17 protein-coding genes are annotated in these 19,247 nt (G+C 61.3%); all 17 read right to left on the minus strand.

Going from position 1 to position 19,247, the window contains the following annotated elements:
- Positions 1 to 87: 87 nt before the first annotated feature.
- The gene (gene pheS / locus LBK75_06610) at positions 88 to 1,107 is read right to left on the minus strand and encodes a phenylalanine--tRNA ligase subunit alpha (protein ID MDR1157965.1); all 1,020 of its coding nucleotides are present in this window, start codon (positions 1,105 to 1,107) and stop codon (positions 88 to 90) included.
- A 51-nt stretch (positions 1,108 to 1,158) separates the two neighbouring features.
- Positions 1,159 to 1,452, minus strand: coding sequence for a chorismate mutase (locus LBK75_06615; GenBank protein ID MDR1157966.1), 294 nt, complete (start codon positions 1,450 to 1,452; stop codon positions 1,159 to 1,161).
- Between the two features lie 465 nt (positions 1,453 to 1,917).
- Positions 1,918 to 2,544, minus strand: a complete 627-nt coding sequence (locus LBK75_06620; GenBank protein MDR1157967.1) for a stage II sporulation protein R — start codon at positions 2,542 to 2,544, stop codon at positions 1,918 to 1,920.
- Positions 2,545 to 2,627: 83 nt separating this feature from the next.
- Complete coding sequence (ispE, locus tag LBK75_06625) at positions 2,628 to 3,512, minus strand: 4-(cytidine 5'-diphospho)-2-C-methyl-D-erythritol kinase (GenBank protein ID MDR1157968.1); 885 nt, start codon at positions 3,510 to 3,512, stop codon at positions 2,628 to 2,630.
- Between the two features lie 67 nt (positions 3,513 to 3,579).
- Positions 3,580 to 5,352 carry a GGDEF and EAL domain-containing protein gene (locus LBK75_06630; GenBank protein ID MDR1157969.1) on the minus strand — a complete coding sequence of 591 codons (1,773 nt, stop codon included), beginning with the start codon at positions 5,350 to 5,352 and terminating at the stop codon, positions 3,580 to 3,582.
- Between the two features lie 491 nt (positions 5,353 to 5,843).
- On the minus strand, positions 5,844 to 6,671 hold the full coding sequence (locus tag LBK75_06635) for a hypothetical protein (protein MDR1157970.1): 828 nt from the start codon (positions 6,669 to 6,671) through the stop codon (positions 5,844 to 5,846).
- Between the two features lie 233 nt (positions 6,672 to 6,904).
- Positions 6,905 to 8,005 carry a DEAD/DEAH box helicase gene (locus LBK75_06640; GenBank protein ID MDR1157971.1) on the minus strand — a complete coding sequence of 367 codons (1,101 nt, stop codon included), beginning with the start codon at positions 8,003 to 8,005 and terminating at the stop codon, positions 6,905 to 6,907.
- Between the two features lie 225 nt (positions 8,006 to 8,230).
- Complete coding sequence (locus LBK75_06645) at positions 8,231 to 8,911, minus strand: HAD family hydrolase (protein ID MDR1157972.1); 681 nt, start codon at positions 8,909 to 8,911, stop codon at positions 8,231 to 8,233.
- Positions 8,912 to 8,947: 36 nt separating this feature from the next.
- Positions 8,948 to 11,482, minus strand: a complete 2,535-nt coding sequence (locus tag LBK75_06650) for an AMP-binding protein (GenBank protein ID MDR1157973.1) — start codon at positions 11,480 to 11,482, stop codon at positions 8,948 to 8,950.
- A gap of 454 nt (positions 11,483 to 11,936) precedes the next feature.
- Positions 11,937 to 12,248 carry a hypothetical protein gene (locus tag LBK75_06655; GenBank protein ID MDR1157974.1) on the minus strand — a complete coding sequence of 104 codons (312 nt, stop codon included), beginning with the start codon at positions 12,246 to 12,248 and terminating at the stop codon, positions 11,937 to 11,939.
- A 59-nt stretch (positions 12,249 to 12,307) separates the two neighbouring features.
- The gene (locus LBK75_06660; protein MDR1157975.1) at positions 12,308 to 12,571 is read right to left on the minus strand and encodes a hypothetical protein; all 264 of its coding nucleotides are present in this window, start codon (positions 12,569 to 12,571) and stop codon (positions 12,308 to 12,310) included.
- A 58-nt stretch (positions 12,572 to 12,629) separates the two neighbouring features.
- Positions 12,630 to 12,926, minus strand: coding sequence for a pore-forming ESAT-6 family protein (locus LBK75_06665; GenBank protein MDR1157976.1), 297 nt, complete (start codon positions 12,924 to 12,926; stop codon positions 12,630 to 12,632).
- A gap of 15 nt (positions 12,927 to 12,941) precedes the next feature.
- Entirely contained in the window at positions 12,942 to 13,256 is a 315-nt protein-coding gene (locus tag LBK75_06670; protein MDR1157977.1) for a WXG100 family type VII secretion target, read from the minus strand.
- A 191-nt stretch (positions 13,257 to 13,447) separates the two neighbouring features.
- Entirely contained in the window at positions 13,448 to 13,699 is a 252-nt protein-coding gene (locus tag LBK75_06675) for a methyltransferase (protein ID MDR1157978.1), read from the minus strand.
- Positions 13,696 to 18,279, minus strand: coding sequence for a type VII secretion protein EssC (gene essC, locus LBK75_06680; GenBank protein ID MDR1157979.1), 4,584 nt, complete (start codon positions 18,277 to 18,279; stop codon positions 13,696 to 13,698). Before essC ends, LBK75_06675 begins: the two co-directional genes overlap by 4 nt.
- A gap of 57 nt (positions 18,280 to 18,336) precedes the next feature.
- Positions 18,337 to 19,092 carry a protein phosphatase 2C domain-containing protein gene (locus LBK75_06685; GenBank protein MDR1157980.1) on the minus strand — a complete coding sequence of 252 codons (756 nt, stop codon included), beginning with the start codon at positions 19,090 to 19,092 and terminating at the stop codon, positions 18,337 to 18,339.
- A complete protein-coding gene (locus LBK75_06690; GenBank protein MDR1157981.1) occupies positions 19,089 to 19,244 on the minus strand; it encodes an S-layer homology domain-containing protein in 156 nt (51 codons plus the stop codon). The genes LBK75_06685 and LBK75_06690 overlap by 4 nt, the downstream gene beginning before the upstream one ends.
- Positions 19,245 to 19,247 lie beyond the last annotated feature (3 nt).

Genomic DNA, 19,247 nt, shown 5'->3' on the forward strand with positions numbered 1-19,247 from the left:
TTGCACCTGCAACCCACAACCCAAATTCTTGTTTTTTGTTGCCGCTTCGCGGCAACAAGGTACTAATGTCAATCGCCTGACGGACCCTTAGAATTGCCCGAGAAAGCGCATGTCGTTTTCAAACAGGAGCCGCATGTCGTCGATGGAGAACCGGCCCAGCGTGATGCGCTCCAGCCCGATGCCGAAGGCAAAACCGGAATAGACGTCCGGGTCGATGCCGCAGAGCGACAGGACCTTCGGGTGTACCATGCCGCAGCCGAGCAGCTCAATCCAGCCCTCGCCCTTGCAGACGCGGCAGCCGGCTCCGCGGCACATGTAGCAGCAGATATCCACCTCCGCCGAGGGCTCGGTGTAGGGGAAGTGGTGCGGCCGGAGGCGCGTGCGCGTCCCGGGGCCGTAGATGGCCTTCATCAGGGTATCCAATGTGTGCCTCAGGTGGCCCATCGTGATGCCGCGGTCCACGACAAGGCCCTCAATCTGATGGAACATCGGCGAGTGGGTGGCGTCCACTTCATCTTTGCGGTACACGCGGCCCGGCGAGATGATACGGATCGGCGGGCGATTGACCAGCATGTGGCGGATCTGTACAGACGAGGTCTGGGTGCGCAGTACGATGTCGTCCGCGATATAAAAGGTGTCTTGCCGGTCCCGTGCCGGGTGGTTCTCATCTGTATTGAGCGCCGTAAAACAGTGCCAGACGGTCTCTACCTCCGGCCCCTCGACCACGCAAAATCCCATGCCGAGGAAGATGTCCTTGACGTCGTCCAGCACGCGCGTCATCGGGTGGACACGGCCCAGCGGCGGCGCTTGCCCCGGTAGGGTGACGTCCAGAGTCTCCGCCAGCAGGCGCTCGGAGAGCTGCGCCCGCTGCAACTCTTCCAGCCGCGTTTTGAGGAGGGCGTCGATCTCCTGCCGAATGACGTTGGCAAGCTGCCCAACCGCCGGCCGCTCCTCGGGAGACAGGCTGCCGAGCCGCGCGAGCTGCGACGTGAGCGCGCTCTTTTTCCCTAAAAATCGGATACGCAGAGCCTCCAGTTCTTTCGAGTCCCCGGCCTGCGCCAACGCGGTGAGCGCCTCGCTTCGGATCTGCTGTAAAGCCTCTCTCATAAGTTCTCCCCCTGTGATAATGCACAATGGACAATTGTTTGCCGTGATGGGTCAGTTTGCCGGTTCGCAGTGGCCGGACAGACCCGTCTCCCGGCGCTGGTAGGCGCGGGAGAGCTGCCCCAGACAGGCCTGGAGCAGACGGGCCTCCTCGGCCAATTCGGGCGGTACCCGCGCCGCGGCGGCCTCCATCAAAAAGGCCTCCCGCTCTTGATCGAAGATCGGCTGGCCGAGTATGGCCTTGACGCGCGCTATCTCCGCAGACAGATGCATACGATATGTAAACAGCCCAAACAGGGCGCCGTCGATTTTGTCGATCTCGTCCCGCAGATCATTCAACGTAGGCATAGGACCTCCTTCCGCCCTGCTCTGCAGGGCCGGACCACCACCCGCCCGAGTCATAGTGCCTTCCATTATAACGCTTTCTTCGTCCAGAATCCAGCCCCAAAAGAAAAAAACAAAAAGGCCACCCTTCAAATGGCGGCATTGGCTCCAGACGGCGCGCAGCGCCGTCAAAAAAAGGCCACCCTTCAAATTGCGGCATTTGAAGGGTGGAAGAATGAAGAAGAGAAAGGGTAGTGGGGTAAATTGTTTAGAGTCCTCTCCGGAATGGGAAGTTCCAAACTCACCTCATCATACAATTCCGCTCGCGCGGTACTGGAGAGACCTCTCACCCGCAGTGTACCACGTCTCCACCACCCAATGCTACTACCCATATGGGTAGATTTTCCCATTTATTCTATATAATGGGAACAACAAGATGAGGTTTGGAAGCTTTTCCCTACCCGTACGGGTAGGGAAACCAATATTTCCCTAATTGGAGAAAAAAGCCTGACAGGCCGCCCACCATTCGAGGCATTTGAATTTGAACACGCAGGATGCGTCCCGGCCGGTGATCAGATCCGTTTGCGCCGGGGTCAGCCCGCCCGTCAGCGCGGTTTGTGTGACGGTCTCGCCGGAGGCCGCGAGACACAAGGGCGGGAAGACGACGCACCACCAGTTTTGACCGTTGCCGTCGCCCAGAGTGACGCGCAGCGCGTCGTAAGACCCGGCCGGCAGGGAAAAGCCGGGGTATGTTTTGGTGGGAAAGAACATCTCTGTGAGCTCCGCGCGCGCTGGCAAATCGAAACCCTCCGCGCGCAGTACGGCGCGCGCCTCCGCCTCCAGGGCGGGCAGATGTACTCGCAGCCGCGCGGCGGCCTCCTCCGGATCGGCCGCGCCGGCCACCAGCGGCGCCGCGCAGGCGAGTACGCGGTCCCGCACTTTCAGTTTCACGGCCTGGTCCGCCGGGTCGTCTGTGTGGGCCACGACATGCAGCCGCAGCACATGCTCCGACAGCGCCGCGGCCTCTCGATCCAGCAGATGCCCCGTCGTCACGGCCAGCACGAGGCCGACAGCCAGCGCGATCTCCCAAGGGCGCGCCCGTGTGCGGTGTCTCATAAAAAAATCCCCCTGTCCTCTCAGTTTTTCTCTGAAAGTATGGACAGGCGGCGGGTTTTTTATACAACGACTTTGAATGGATTTCACGGCGCGCCGTCGTCGGACAGGGCGGTCAGCGGACGGGCCAAAAAGGTCTCCGGGTACTGGGCGCGCAGGACCTCGTGGACGGCGTGCGCCGCGCCGGCGTCAGAAAACAGGCCGTACACGGTGGGGCCGCTGCCGCTCATCAGCGTGCCCAGCGCGCCGGCGTCGAGCAAGATGCTGCGGATGTCCGCAATCTCCCGCCGCCCGTGAGGGATCAAAGATTCGAGCACGTTGAACAGTCGCTGGGACAGTGCCCGCAAATCGCCCTCCTGCAGCGCCCGCAGCGCGCCGTCATGGTCCGGACGCCAAGCGAGGCGGGCCGCGGACACCCGGGAGAAAACCGTGGCCGTCGAAAGGGAGAACAGCGGTTTGCACAGGACGATGTGGCATGCGGGCAACGGTGGGACAGGGCGCAACCGCTCGCCGCGCCCCTCGGCCAACTGGGTGCCGCCGCGCACGCAGAAGGGCACGTCGGAGCCCACCTGAGCCGCCAGCGTTTCTAAGTCGTCGTGGGACAGTCCGGTCTGAAAGAAGCGGTTGAGGAGCCGCAGCGCCGCCGCGGCGTCCGCGCTGCCGCCGCCCATACCGGACCCCACGGGGATGTGCTTCTCTAGGTGGAGGTGGAGGCCGGGCGGCGTGAGCCTGCTGCGGGCAAAGAACGCCGCCGCCGCCGTATGAACCAGATTGCGCCGGTCGGTCGGCAGGAAACGGAGGTTCGACGTGATGCCGAGACCGGGCTGCTCCCGCCGGGTGAGCGTGAGTTTGTCGCAGAGAGAAATAGACTGCATCAGCGTCCGCAGGTCGTGAAAACCGTCCGGGCGCCGCCCCAATACATCCAGAGTCAGGTTGATCTTGGCTGGAGCCCGCTCCGACATGGCCGCCATAAAAAGTCCTCCCACACACAAGAGGGGCGCCGCGCGCCCCTGAATACCAAAATATGGAAAAACAATGTTACAGATCTTTCACGTATCCCTCGTTGCCGGCGTAGTAGTAGGGGACAAAAGACTTCTGAAAGGTCTCGGGAGAAGTGGGCCGCCCAAATAGGAAACCCTGCAATTTGTCGACTTTTAAGTCGCGCAGGGCGTGGTACTGCATCTGCTCTTCGACGCCCTCGGCGCAGATCACCCGCTGCAGGCTGTGCGCCAACTCCACGATGGTGGACACAAAGGACTTGTTATATCCGGTGTCGGCCACGCCCTTCAGAAAAGAACGGTCGATTTTGATCTCGTCAATCGGGAGCGTCTGTAAGTGGCTGAGGGACGAATACCCCGTGCCGAAGTCGTCGAGCGCGATCCGCACGCCCCTGTCCCGCAGGGACTGCAGGATCTCGCAGGCCTCCCCCATGTTGTTGATGACGGAACTCTCCGTGATCTCCAACGAGAGGCTACCCGGCGCGAGCTGGAAGCGCTCTAAGATGGAGAGGATCCGTTCGGGAAGCATCCGGTCGAGCAGCTGGTGCGCCGAGAGGTTCACGTTGATGAGGAAATTCTTGTCGGCGTTTAGGCGGAGCCACGCCGTGGTCTGACGCACAGCCGTCTCCAGCACCCACAGCCCCACATGGCTGATGAGGCCGGACTTTTCGAGCAGCGGGACTACGCGGGCCGGAGGGATGTAGATGCCGTCCGGCGTCTGCCAGCGCAGCAGTGCCTCGGCGCCGGTGCACTGCCGGTTCTCGGCGCTGACAATTGGCTGGTAAAACACCTGAAACCCGTGAAAATTGTTCTCCACCGACTGGTGCAGCAGCACATCCAGCTCCAGCTGCTGCATGTAAGTATTGCGGTCCTCAATGGTGAAATAGGAGTAGCCGTCCCACAGCTTGGCCTTGGCTTTGCTGAGGGCGACGTCGGCGCATTTGAGCAGCTCGTCCACATTGCGTCCGTCGTCCGGGAAACAGGCGGCGCCGATGGAGAGAAAATAGCGCACACGCTGACCGCAGACATGAATCGGCTGTTCGGAGATCCGCAAAAACTCCTCGACGAATTTGTCCACCGCGGCGCGGCGCGACCAGGGCCACACCGCTGCGAATTCATCACCGCCGAAGCGGTAGAGCCGCGCGAGCTGAGGCAGCTTGTCCCGCATCAGCGCGGCAAGCTCGGTCAGGATCATGTCGCCCAACGAGTGGCCGTACATATCGTTGATATTTTTGAAATTTTTGATGTCGATGATGATGATGGTGCTCTGGATGCTCTGGCTCATCAGTTCTTTCATGTCGCTGTAAAAGGAGAGGCGGTTCGGCATGCCTGTCAGCGGGTCGATGAGGGACTGCTGCCGGAACAGCTGCGCGTAGCTGTCGATCTCGCCCTGTGCGGCGGACGTGAGCTCCTCGGTGATGTTGCGCACCGAGCCGCACAGGAGCAGAGGCTTGCCGTTTTGCAGATGCAGACCCTCGCCGGTGCAGCGCACCCACAGGTGGCCGCCCTTGTGCGCCGGGAGGCGGAAGTCGCAGGAGATGCGCGCCGTCTGCCCGGATTCGAACCGGCGTAGCGCGCCCAGCCAGACGTCGAGGTCGTCGGGAAAAATTACATTGGAAAAGCTTGAGACTGGTGTCCATTCGGCCGAAGGGAGCGGAACCATTTCCAGGCACTCCTGCGAAAAAGTCAGCGTGTCCATCTCATAGTCGAGTGTAAAATGACAGACGGAAACGGCCTCGGAAATCAAGCGCCATTTGACGAGCTCAAAATCCTGACCGGCAAAGCGCGTAGACAAGCTGCATATCGTCTTCAATGTACCAGTCCTCCAGTACATGGACAAGGGGAAAGAGTTCTCAAAGTCCACTGAAATTCCCTTCGAAGCGGCCGCGGACAAGTTAAGACATATTTAGATTATATCGGCTTGTTCCTCACATTGCAACCATGTTTGTCCGGTCGATATTCTAAGAATGTATAATTTGCACAATTCAGATGCGTTCGCAGGCTTTTCGAGAAGACTGAAATTTCCATACAAAAGGGAATGTTTTTATATTATTGAAAAAAATACCCGATATATCAAGCAAATTTTTATGCATAAAATTTCTATTTGTCATGTAAATTGACGCGCTTCCAGAAACTTCAGATTGAATTTTTATCGAAATCGTCAATTGTTGAGAATCTACGGTTCTTTCTCTGAAGATGTGCGGCAATGGCGTCTTATCGGTATCGTATACCGGACAAGACGCCATTGCCAAATACAGGTCGGCGATATCGATCAGCTGCGCCGGCGGTGGCGCGGCAATTGACCTATGGATAGACGGGCATATCCTGCGGTCTGTAAGCGGTTTTGGCGTGCGGCGGGAAAAATTCATCCACCGGAAATTGGATGCGTTCAAACAGTTCACAGGGGGAGTCGTCGAGGGAACAAATGGATTCTTTTTCCGGTATGCAGAAGTCGTAGCACGGGACAACAAGCTGGTTGTCGCGTTCCAGGCGAATGATGGAAAACTGCCCCAGGGTGACGCAGATGAACGGCCGTCCGGTTTGATCCAGCAATTCGTCGTCGAAGAACCCACAGATAAACGGAGGGATGTCGCATATCCGAGTGCTGCGGTAGGACACGGCCTGGCAGCTGGGGTCCACCAGTTTGGCGTCGAGCAGTATGGGGTCCACCACTTCGCAGACGGCGGTCGGCATTTTGGCCGAGCGGACTGTCTCCTCGTCCGCGCAGCACAGCATCATTTTGGAGCTGTAAATCTTTGAGTTGCCCTCGCTGCCAAACAGGATGACGCGTTTGTCGAAGGTGCCGAGACCCGTCACCAGGACAGGTTTTCCGATGCAGGTGAAGACATGCACGGCAATGCGGTAAAAGAATCTCACGTCCACGGCGTAAAAGCCCTTGTTGAACGGGACGGGGTCCACATCGACGTAGACCCAGAGCAAGTTGGCTTGGCCGCACTTGATGTTGACGGCCTGATCGATGATGTCCTGTACCTCACAGGTGGTGTGAAGCCGGATGTTTTCCACACAGTCCTTGTCTTTGCAGGCGTCGTAGATCTTGCTCGTGTGGATGCACACGGCCTCTCCGATGCTGTTGGCCGCCGTGGTGGGCTCGGGGATAAATGTATCGGCCATATCGCTTACCTCCCATGTCGCAGATGGGGTACCTTTGCAGGCGCCCGAATGTGGCATTATCGCTATTATGCTATGCCGCGCGCGCCCGGCGGGTGCACAGCAAAAAGGCCGCGGACGTCTCAGACGTCTACGACCTCATACGGGAAAGAGCAAACGGACATTTCTCACCGCGGCGGCCGGAGGCGGCGTTGGGCACAGCGTTGTCAAAAAGCGCCCAAAGGGAAAAACGACGCCTATACGGCGGCCGGCCTAGGGACAAGGGCGTTGCTGTCGTCGAAATACAAGGGCACCATCTGCGATTTTGTGTATTTGGCAATCTCCTTCAGCCGGGGGGCGTCAAAGGGTGTGAAAAAGGTGTAGGACACCCCGTGCTGCTTGGCCCGGCCCGTGCGGCCGATGCGGTGCAGGTAATATTCGTTTTCGTTGGGGATGTCGTAATTGAACACGGCGTCGACACCGCTGATATCAAGACCGCGCGCCGCCACATCGGTGGCCACGAGCATGTCGATCCCGCCCTTGCGGAAGGTGGCCATCACACGTTCGCGCGTGCTCTGCTGGATGTCCCCGTGGATGCAGTCGGCCCGACAGCCTTTCGCCACCAGATTTTTGGTCAGCCGGTGTACCAGGTGTTTGGTGTTGCAGAAGATGATGACTTTGTGGTAATGTTTGGAGCGAATCACGCGGAGCATGTCGTCCGTCTTGTTGCCCCGCACCTCGATGCTGTACTGCTCGATGGGCGGTTTGTCGTCTTCGACGTCCTGCACGCGGATCTCCACCGCGTCTTCCTTCTGGTAGACCCAGGCGATATCCATGACCTCGCGGGAGATGGTGGCCGACATGAGCGCCAAGTGACGGCGGTTTTCCGTCCGGTCCAGAATGCGGGTGACGTCCCGGACAAAACCCATGTCGAGCATCCGGTCGGCCTCGTCCAGCACGGCCGTGTGCACGCAGTCCAGCCGGATGGTGTGCCGGTCGAGGTGGTCTTTGAGCCGGCCGGGCGTGGCCACGACGATCTGTGGGTGCTGCTTCAGCGCCTTCATCTGGATGTCGATCTTTTGGCCGCCGTAGATGGCGACGGTGCGGATCCCCTGGAGGTACAAGGAGAGCTTGCGGATCTCGTCACAGATCTGCAGCGTCAGTTCCCGCGTCGGACAGAGAATCAGTGCCTGGATGCATTTGTCGTCCGGGTCGATGTGCTCAAGGATGGGGATGGCGAAGGCGATGGTCTTGCCGGTGCCTGTCGGAGCTTTGGCGATGACGTCCTTCCAGTCGAGGAGCGCCGGGATGGCCTCGGCCTGTACGGTGGTCATGGCGGACAGCCGCTGCCGCTGCAATGCACGCAGGATCTCCCCCGACAGATTCAGTTCTGAAAACGTTGTGATACTGTGTTCATCCTTTCTATAATGGGCGATGGGTATGTTTTAAGTGCTGAGTGCTGAGTTCTGAGTGTTGAGTGTTCGTATGGGCGGCGGATGAGGCATATGAATGCAGTATAACACAGCGCGGGAAAAAATGCAAATCAAACAGGTTCCCCGTTTCCCGGTTCCCCCACTCAGAACTCAGAACTCAGCACTCAGCACTCTTCTTTCCGCGCCAGCACCTGCTGGCGCGGAAAGAAGATACGCACGGAGCGCGTCGACGGAGTAAAACACGCGGTCCGGTTTGGCCGCGAGGACGTCCGCCTCTTGGAGCAGGCTGCTCCACAGGGCGGAGAGAGCCGGGATGCCAGCCCGGCGCGCCGAGAGCACGTCGTGGGCGGTGTCGCCCACGTACACCGCCTCGTCGGGCCGCAGCGCGAAGCGCGTGAGGACCGCCAACATGCCTTCGGTCTTTCGTACCCCGGTGGGGGAGCCTGTCTCCACCATGTCGAAAACACTCTCAAGGTCCAGATGCCGCAGGGAGATCCGACAGCTCTGACGGCCTTTGCCGGTCACCAGAGCGAGTAGGAATCCCCGGTGCTTCAAGTCGGTGAGCAGAGACCGGATCCCGTCGAAGGGGGCGGGATACCGCGCGTGCAGCGCCTCATAGGAGGCCAGGTAGTCTCGAACGCCCCGGTCGTAGTGCTCCGGGATCAGAGCGAGGATCGTGCCCTCCTCCGAAGGTCCGAAGGTGGCCACGATCTCCGCGTCCGAAATGGGCCGGCCGGCCAGCGGCGCAATGGACTGCCGGAAGGCCTCGATACACAGGGGCAGCGTGTCGCAGAGGGTCCCGTCGAGGTCAAAGAGTACGGCTTTGAGCATGAGCGCCTCCTGTTGACATGTCTGTTCTCTCGGCGTTTAGGCCGTTTCGATCTTGCTGGCCTCCTGGAGGCCCAGGAATTCGATGGCGTCCTGGACCATTTTGTACTTCAGAATTTTGCCTGCGGCGTTCATCGGGAAATCGCTTACAAAACGCACGTACCGCGGCGTTTTGTGTCTGGCCATGTGGCTGCGGACGAACTCTTGGATCTCCGCTTCGGTGGCCTCGACGCCCTCTTTCAGGACGACGCAGGCCATGATTTCCTCGCCGTACTGCTTGTCCGGCACGCCGATGACCTGCACATCCTTCACCTTTTCGTAGGTGTAGATGAAATCCTCGATCTCTTTCGGGTAGATGTTTTCGCCGCCGCGGATGATCATGTCTTTGATGCGGCCGGTGATCTTGTAGTTGCCGTCCGGGCGGCGGCGGGCCAAGTCGCCCGTGTGCAGCCAGCCGTCGGCGTCGATGGCGGCGGCGGTGGCGGCTGGCATCTTGTAGTAGCCCTTCATGATGTTGTAGCCCCGGGCCACAAATTCGCCGTCCACGTCGTCGGGCAGGTCCGCCCCCGTCTGGGGGTCCACAATCTTACATTCGATGCCCGGCAGCGGCCCGCCGACCGTATTCACCTTGACCTCGATCGAGTCGTCAGAATTCGACATCGTGCAACCGGGCGAGGATTCGGTCTGCCCGAATACACTCGTGATCTCCGTCATGCGCATCCGGTCAACCACGTCCCGCATGACCTTGACGGGGCAGGGGCTGCCGGCCATGATGCCCGTGCGCATATGAGAGAAATCCGTTTTGGGGAAGTCCTCGTGTTCCAGCATCGCGATGAACATTGTCGGCACGCCGTGGAAAGCCGTGATCTTTTCCCGGGTGATGCAGTCGAGAGATTGCTTTGGCGAAAAATAGGGCTGCGGGCACAGCGTGACGCCGTGTGTCACGGAGGCGGTCATCGCCAGCACCATACCGAAACAGTGGAACATTGGCACATGGATCATCATCCGGTCCGCTGTGGAGAGGTCCATACGGTCGCCGATGTTTTTACCGTTGTTTACCACGTTGTAGTGGGTCAGCATGACGCCTTTGGGGAACCCGGTCGTACCGGAGGTATACTGCATGTTGCACACGTCGTGGCGGCTGATCGTCGCCATGCGCTGGTATACGGTCTCAAGAGGCGTCCGATCGGCGGCTTGCAGCGCCTCGTCCCAGGTGAGGCAGCCGGGCAGGGGGGTGTCGGCGGTGATGATGCGGCGCAGGAAGGGGAGACGCTTGGCGTACAGTGGATCGCTCGCCTTGTGGGCGGCGAGCTCCGGGCAAAGCTCCTGGATGATGCCCCGATAGTCGGAGTCCTTGAAGCCGTCCACCATGACGAGGGTGTGCGTGTCGGACTGGCGCAGCAGGTACTCCGCCTCGTGGATCTTGTAGGCGGTGTTGACGGTGACCAAAATGGCGCCTATCTTGGTGGCGGCCCAGAAGGTGATGTACCAGGCCGGCACATTTGTGGCCCAGATGGCCACTTTGTCGCCCCGCTTCGCCCCCAGAGAAAGGAGCGAACGGGCGAAGAGGTCCACATCGTCCCGAAACTCGCGGTAGGTCCGCGTGTAGTCGAGGGCCGTGTAGCGGAAGGCGTATTGGTCGGGAAATTCCTCGACGACCCTGTCGAGGAGCTGCGGGAACGTGAGATCGATGAGGGTCTCCTTCTCCCAGATGAAGTGACCGGTGCCTGCCCGGTTGCTGAAGAGCCGTTCGTGCCCGTTCGTGGTCTCGGTGTAGCGGCTCATGTAGTACGCGTAGTGCGGAATGACGACGCCGGCGTCCTCCAGGTCGTCTGCCCAGCGCTTGACCCACTCGAGCGAGATGTAACCGTCGTAGTTGATAGAACGCAGCGCGCCGATCATCTCGTCGATAGGCAGGTCGCCCTGGCCCATCAGGCGGTAACGGATCGCCCCGCCCTCCGCGACGGAGTCCTTCACGTGGACGTACTTGATGTAGGCTCCGAGGTTTTGCACCGTCTGCTCCGGCGTCTCGTTCGCAAAGCGGTACGGGTGGTGTATGTCCCAGAGGGCGGCCACCGCGTCGTGGGCCACGCGTTCAAGCAGAGCGCTCAGCCGGGCTGTGTCGCTGTAGACGCCGTTCGTCTCGACCAGCAGTGTGACGCCGTGTGCCGCGGCGATGGGGGCGAGGGCCTGCAGCTGCGAGAGAACCACCTCGTCGTCCACCGCGGCGCCGTCCGGCCGAGCGTCCAGGTCGGCCAAAATGCGCACAAAGGGCGTGCCAAGGCGGCTCGCCAGAAGGATGTATTCCGTGACGATCTCGATGTTTTCGGCCCGGCGGTCCACAAATTTTAGGCAGGCGTGGGAGGAGAAACAGGCGATGGTCAGACGCAGGGAGGCCAGCCGCCGGATGGTGGATTCTAACTCGCGTTCGGAGAAGGGTTGCGCGCGCACGGCGAAGATGTCTTCGCCCAAACCGCGGATCTCAATGCCGTCGAAGCCAAAATCCTTCGCGGCGGCGGTGACGTCCGAAAAGCTCCAGTTGGGGCAGGCCAGGGTGGAAAACGCGATTTTCATAGAAAAACCTCCTGACAAAAGTCACGTGACACTTAAACCATCAGTGTCTGGAGGCAAAAAAACTTCGCCTCCTGTGCGTCACAAGAGACGAAGATGTCACATCTCCGCGGTACCACTCTCGTTTGGAACAATGTCCCCACTCAACGCATCGTGACGGGCCGAACCCAAAAGGACACGCGCCACAATGCCTTCCCATGATAACGGCGGGAGACCCGGTCACACCTACTGCCGCGCGCCCGAAAGCGGCGGGTTCAGCTGACTGCTCAAGGGGGAGTGCAGGACCGCATTTGTGCGCTGCCTTTCACCAAACGGCAGTTCTCTGTGCCACGCCCGCGGACCGCTTGCGCCCTGTCATCGCATTTTGGCAGATTCGCTTTACAGTATACGCCGCGTTTTTCAGTTTGTCAATCAAAATTTTCTTCCTTTTTCTTCCTGGGCGATTCAAATCATCGACTCACTCCGAGGCGGGTTCTGTGGGGGCGGCGGCGCCGCTGTATTCGCGCAAGCCGGATTCCGTCTGTTCGTAACTCGACACCGCCATATCCGTCAAGTGGTGCAGGCGGTTGATTTTCAGCAAGATGCTGTTCAGCGAGGTCTGAATGTTCTGAAACCCGGCCGCAATGTCCTCGCGGGAGGCAAGTTCGGGGAGCAATTGGCGCGCCAAAAGTTCCAAACTGTCCCCCATGATCTGCAGGCGGCGATAGATCATATACAGATCGACGTTGGCTTTTTGTACATCGGAGAAACGGATGTGTATGTACGACATGGGTCCCTCCCTCTTTGTCCTTCCGGCTTCACGCCGCGCACGTTGTCTTTGCCGTCACGTCACCACAAGATTTCCTGTTCGACCAATTGAGAGACACCGTCTTGCATGGTCATTTGCAGCATGTCGAGCCGACCGGCCAAGTCGTCGAACTGACACTGCAGCGCTTCAATGATATGATTGATCGGCTTCATCTCGGAGGAGATCCACGCGGCGTTTAGTTTTGTGCTGTACGCGGCGAGTTCGTCTCTGAGCGCTCGAATGGTATCGGTTTGTTCCCCGACTGCCTTTACCTGGGAGGCAGCCAAAACAATATCGGCCGGCATGCAAAATCACCTCCAAATGACCCCAAACCTGCCTGCACACAGCCCGCGGACGACGTCCTTATAAGAACTGCCCCGCGTTGCTGCTGATGGTGCGCTCCAGCGTCGCATACTGTGAGACAGCGCCCTCCAAAAAACGCGCGTATGACTCAATAACATCGCGGTGCGCGTCGAAACGAGGCTGCATCGCGGTGATCTTGACACGCAAAACGTCCGACGCATCGCTGGTCCATTGGCTCTCCAAACCGTGGACGGTTGTCTTGATGTGATGCAGCGTCTGTGTCAGCGCGTCGTTGAGGGCGCGTATGCGGTTGGCCTTTTCTTTGACTTCTTCAAATGAAATCCTGATGTCTGACATATCCCATCCTCACTCTCACCAGGCACTCCGCGACAGCGACTGTACGGAGCTGCGAATGTTTTCCTGGGTCTCTCGGTAGGCGCGGGCACTCTTCTTTAAAAAACCGGCGTACTCCCGCAAAAGCACCTCCATCTGCCTGAAGTCGCCCCCGAACCCCTCGATTTGGTGTGTAAACACGGCGTTGTCCTGCCCGGACCAGACGCAGCGCAGGTCTTGGATCGTCTGAAACAGGCGCAGATAGTCGTTCCGGTATGACTCCGCCAGAGCCTCCATCTTGACGGCCGCACTCTCCAATTGTGCGATGTCTACGAGAATCTGCCCTCTTGACATGTTGTCTCCTCTCTTTTGCACACATATACTGACCATATTTTGTATATATCCTGAATATATACAGACAAAAAAGTGTCCATAATTGCATTATACTACAGGCCGCTCACAAAGTACAGCCCCAATTCATCCGGTTTTTGTAAAGAGCGCCTCTTGTTTTGTCCGCCGGGCGGGGCTGCCGGGGAGAGACGCTCTCAAATCAGCATGAATCCGGCGCCGTTATACAGGCCGGCTTCCGCCGCGGTCATGTGCGCATCCAGGATCTCGCCCGTCTGCCGATCGCAGAGCACAGTGGACGCGTTGGCGACAAAGAGACCCTCCGAGAGCTCAGACAGCGCCTTTGACACGAGCGCCGTCACCTCATAAAGCGGCAGGGCGGACGGGATGGACACATCAAAGGAGCGCCCGGCAGCCGGCAGATAGACCTCGATCAGCAGTTTGTTCATCGCGGTTCACTCCCCTCCGGACCCAGGGCGGTGAGCAGCTTGGATAGGATCGGCCGCCCCCGGCGCAGCACGTAGCCGAAACCGTCCTCCACCTCCTCGTACAAACCGGCGGAGACCTTCGAAAACGGGAAGACGTACTGGTCGGCGAGACCGCCGCCCACCCAGACGCCGTCGGCCCCGGCCATGTGACGTTTGTACCAGCCGTCGGAAGAGACGGCGCCAAACCCGTGCACCGTGTCGCAGACGGCAAAACGGATGTTGTACACGCCCTCCGCTTTTTCCATGAGGACCCGCAGTTTGTCCTGCCCGTCGCCGGATAGTTGTTCCAGCAGATGGCCCAGGGAGACAATTATGTACAGCGCCATCGGGAAGGCTGCGTCGCCGGAGGCGGTCTTGTAGGTGTTGTTGCGCCGCACCATCTCCTCAAAGAGACGGCGCACCCGAGCCTCGAAATCGCGCTCCACGCATTCGTACGCGGCGCCGGTCTGCGGGAAGAGGTCCCCCGCGTCCCACACCGTGGTGTGTGCGTCCGGCAGCAGCGCGGCCGTCTCCGCCAACCCCCGCGCCGGGCCGGCCAATGAGAAGAGATCCCGCGCCGACAGCCAGACCGCCACCGCCGACTGCAGATCGATGGTCACAAGCTGGAGGCTCTGTTTGTCCACCCCCACCGGCAGCGCGGCCGGAGAGCGCGCCGCGCCGCGGACAAAGGCGGCGTCCACGCGCGCCGGCAGGACGGGCACCGGCGGCGCCGCCGCCGTGCGGCCGTGCCCGGCCAGGCCGGCGCAGAAGGCGCGGATGGCTTTTTGCGAGGTGTCCGGCCCGAACACGGCCGACTGAAACTCATAGACCGTATCCAGCCGCACGAGACCGCGCCCCTTGAGTTTCGAAGGGTATACGCCGTCGGTGTTGCCGAGTGCGCCGAAGTAATCGGAACGGTCGTTGAGCTGCAACACGATGGTCTGCCGGAAATTTTGCAGCATCCGGTAGCGCACCGCGTGGGGGGCGTTACCGGTCAGGATGACGTGGACGCCGTAGCCGACTCCCTCACGGGCGATCTGCAGCAGCCCGTCCTCATAGGATTCAAACTGTTCGATAAAGGCCAGATAGTTGCGCACGATCAGCAAAACGGCGGGCGCCGGCTCGCCGTTGGCGGCGCAGTAGGAGGCAAATTCACCGCCGAATTCGGCGAAACGGCGTTTGCGGTCGGCGATCTCCGCCACCAGCATCCGAAGCAGATTGCGGATCCGCTCCTCGTCCTGCGAAAAGAGAACGCCGCCCACCTGGGGGGCCTGTTCAAACGCCCGCAGCGTCTCGGCGCCCAAATCGATCAGATACACATGGAGCCGGTCGGCGCCGTAGTCGGAGAGCAGGCCGCAGAGCAGGGTGTTGAGCAGCGTCGTCTTTCCGCTGCCGGCCGCGCCGAAGATCACGGCGTTGCCCTCGCGGCTGAGCGGCAGCGTGAGAAGGCCTTGGCGCTGGTTGAACGGGTCGTCGTATTCACCGATGACCGGGTCCAGCGCGAAGGGTTCGGCGGCGTAGGCGTACTTGCGCCTGAGATCGCCGAGCAAAACGACGGGCGGGATGGCCGGCAGCCACAGCGGATGGGCCGACACATGTTCCTCCTCCGCCAGCGCGGAGAGATATTGGACGACGGACGCTGTCTGTGTCGCCGTATGGCCCTCCGGGCCACGCCGGGGTTTGGGCTTGGCCTCCGCCACGGCCCGGCCCAGATGATCCACCACCGTAATGCCGTCGTCCCGGCTGCGTTCCACCTCGTCGGAGGGCACATAGGGCGCGCCGCACCAGGCGGCCTGCCCCAGCGCAAAGAGTTCGTGGAAGCCGACCTGGAGATAAAAGCGCCCGGTCTCCGACAGGTACACCGCGTCGGGGCGCTTCAGCATGTCCATGCTGTCCGCCTTCTCCTGCACCTTGAGGCAGACCCGGGCGCGGCTGTTGCTCCAGATCTGGTCGTCCACGACGCCCGACGGCTTCTGGGTGGCGAGGATCAGATGGATCCCCAGGCCGCGGCCGATCCGCGCCGCGCTGATGAGCTGTTCCATGAACTCCGGCTGCTGGGTTTTGAGTTCGGCGAATTCGTCGGAGATGATGAACAGATGGGGGACCGGCGCCGTCACCAGGCCGGAACGGTACATCATTTGGTACTTGTAGATGTCGATGGTACCCTCGTTCGAAAGCGGCCGCGCCTCGCGGAAGATCCGCTGCCGCCGCCGCAATTCGCTCTGGATCGAGATCAGTGACCGCTTGACCGCCGCGCCGTCCAGGTTTGTGATGGTGCCGGCCAGGTGGGGCAGACGGAGGCCCTTGTCCGGGTCCTCAAATGCGCCGGCCAGGCCGCCGCCCTTGTAGTCGATCAGGATGAAGGCGACCTCGTCCGGACGGTAGTTGACAGCCAGGGAGAGGATGAACGTCATGATGAACTCGCTCTTCCCGGAGCCCGTCATCCCGGCGATCAGGCCGTGGGGGCCGTGGAATTTTTCGTGCAGGTCCAGCGTGAAGATCTCCCCGTCCGCCATCAGACCTACCGGAGCCTGGAGGCTGTTGGCGGGGTTGTTTTCCTTCCAGCGGGTGAGTGCATTCAAGTGTTCCACCTTGCCCACGCCGAAGAGACCCAAAAAGGTGATGAGGGACGGCAGCGCGTAACGCTCGCTCTGGATGTCGAGCTGGGTGTTGGCCAGCACGAGAGCCGCACGCGCCGCGTCGAGGCCGGCGGCGCTTTCCGCTCGGAAACGGGTGCGGTCGCCGGAGACGTCGTCTTTGTCGAAGACGGCGGAGACGTCCGCCGAGAGCTCGATCACCGTCGAGCACTCCTTGGGCAGATCCCGCAGCGCGTCGTTCAAAAAGAGGACGCTGAACCCGCAGGTCTTCTGTCGCGTCCGCAGCGTCCGCAGCAATTCCATCCGGCCTGCGAGGCCCGCGTAGTCCACCAGCAGCACATAGTGCGGCCGGTCGCCGGCCGTCGCTCGGCCGTCCGATTCGGCGCGCCCCGCCAATACGCGCTCCAGGTGAGAGGAGAGCGCCTTGCACGCGCTCTCGCCGACGGCGAAAAAGCGCACGGCGCCGGCGCTGTCCCCACTGTCCCAGGTGTGGGGCAGCCAGCGGGCAAACGCCCACGGCCCGAGTTCCGCCGGGTCGAGCAGGAACACGAGTTTTATGTCCTCGTAACTGTGCAGCGAGACAGTCTGGAGCACGAGGCCTCGGGCAAAATCCAGCACCAGCGGCCGCGGGCCGATGATGCCGGTGAACGGGTGGCTGCGCAGGGAATGGGTCACCGGCACATCCGTCAGCATCGTGGGTTCTCCCGCGAGCGCAGCCAGTTCGGTCTGCAAGTCGTCGTTTTCGAGAGAGAAGTGCGCCTCGGGGTATCGGAGATCGGCCGCCAGCGGCAGCGACCCCAACCCCAGGCGGAGCTGGAGGAAGTCGTCCTGTTCCGGGGAGCGCTCCCACAGGCGGCGGCCGCGCCGTACCGTGCGGTCAAAGTGCTCCGCAAGCGGCGGGTGATTTTCGAGCAGGACGGCCCGCTGGGCCTGCGCCAGCTGAGCGATCTGCGCCCGAACGGACTGGAGATAGGCGCGGTAACGCATCTGCCGCTCCGTCTCCGCCGCGCGGCGGCGCTTTCGTTCGGAGCGCTTTGTCAGCAGAGGCCAGAGCAGCGCGCCGGCAAGCATGCTGAAAGCCATCGCCAGCGTGGGCAGCGCGGCGGTCGGCGATGCCCCGCCGCCGGCCGTGCCGTGGAGGGAGAGCGCGCCCATCAACACCGCCGTCAGACCCATGGTCACAGCGGGGCCGTACAGCAGGGAGAGCGGCGCCTCCTCCGTCCGACGCGGCGCGGGCGGCGCGTCCACGGCGATGGTCTCCCGCCGGACGCTCTGTTTCAGCCGGGGGGAACAGTAAAAGGGCACGGGCCCCAGCGCGCGGCGCGGCGCGGCGCCGACCACGCCGGCGGGCAGCGCGGGCAGCGCCTTTTCCGAGACGGACACCTGGCCGTTTGGGTTGTTGATCGCGAGAAACATGCTCCCGACGATGATCTTGACGCCCATGATAAATACGACGTCCCCGGCGCGCAGATCCACCTCGGACACCCTGTATTCGTTGACGAAGGTGCCGTTGCGGCTTCCTCGATCGCTGATATGCCAGCGGCCGTCCGTCAGCGAGAGGCAGGCGTGCCGCGCGGACACGAAACGGTTATCCACGGCGATCTGGTTGTCCTCCCCCCGGCCGATGGACAGCCGGCAGTCTCCGCGCGGGGCGTATTTTCGGTAGTCCTGCTGTTCCCGGGTGATGGCCTCGACGGTGAGACGGGCCAGTGCGCCGGAGCGGTAACGGAGGCTGTGAAAGCCGGACGGGGCGAGTTCCACGAGCGGGCGTTCTCGGCCCTCGTCGTCCAGTACGGCAATCTCAAGGTTCGATTTGAGGATCCATCTGCCCTGCGTACCCTCGATACCGGCCAGACGGCGTTCCCGTCCCGCAGCGTCCGTATCGGACAACCAGTACTGCCCGCTTATCTTTCGGGGCAGCGTCACGCTGTGGATCCTGTCCACTGTCAGCAGCGTCACAATCACGGCATCGCCCCCTGGAATTTTGTGTGAATTATAGGGGAATATACGAACTTTTTGATGTCAATTTTCATGACAAATAAGGAGCAAAACCGTGATGTTGTCGCGGCCGCTGGCGGAGAGAGAGAGGTCGACAAGCGTCTGCACAAGAGACAGCGGCGGCGCGTCCGCCAGGCAGGTGAGGCGGATCTCATCCTCGCTCACCATGTCCGTGAGACCGTCGCTGCACAGCAGGAGTTTGTCGCCCGGCTGAAGTGTCAGGCGCACGCTGTACGGCTCGACAAGGAACTCGTCCTCCGGGATCCCCAGATGTTGGGTGAGGCAGTGCCCCCGCCCGCCCGCCGCGCGCGGCGCCGGGACCGTGTGGTCCAGCGACAGCTTGGTGAAGTCCTCTCCGCGCAGCAAATAGGCCCGGCTGTCTCCCACGTTGCAGACCCGCAGGGTCCTGCCCTCGATGAGGGCCAGGACCGCTGTGGACCCGATGATCGTGTTTTGGCGCGCCGCCTCCAGGCAGATGCGCCGGTTTGTCTCAGCGAAATAACGGTCCAGCGCCTCGGCGTCGCCCGGGTCCGCGCCGGACAGGCACTCGTGGAGGAGTGAGGCGGCCAAAAAGGAGGCGCGCTCCCCAAAGGCGTAACCGCCCAGTCCGTCGAAGACGGCAAAGAGTCCGGACCCGACGAACGACTGCTCGGTGGTGAGACCCGCGTCGGCCTCCTCCGGGGAGAGAAACCGGCCGTTGAAGTAGAAGTTATCCTCGTTGTTGGCGCGCACAAAACCCGTCTCTGAGCGGATGGCTGCCTGCCAGTGAAATCCGCTCATACGGACCATTCGTACTTGACGATGGAACGGTAGACGATGGCGAGGGTCTGTTCCCGCGTCAGGTTTGAGAGGGGCCGGAAGGCGTCGCCGGTGCCGCGCATGATGTCGTTTTCATACGTGTACTCCACAAACGGCGCCGCCCACTCCGCGATCTC

The organism is Oscillospiraceae bacterium, assembly GCA_031265355.1.
Classification (GTDB): domain Bacteria; phylum Bacillota; class Clostridia; order Oscillospirales; family UBA929; genus JAIRTA01.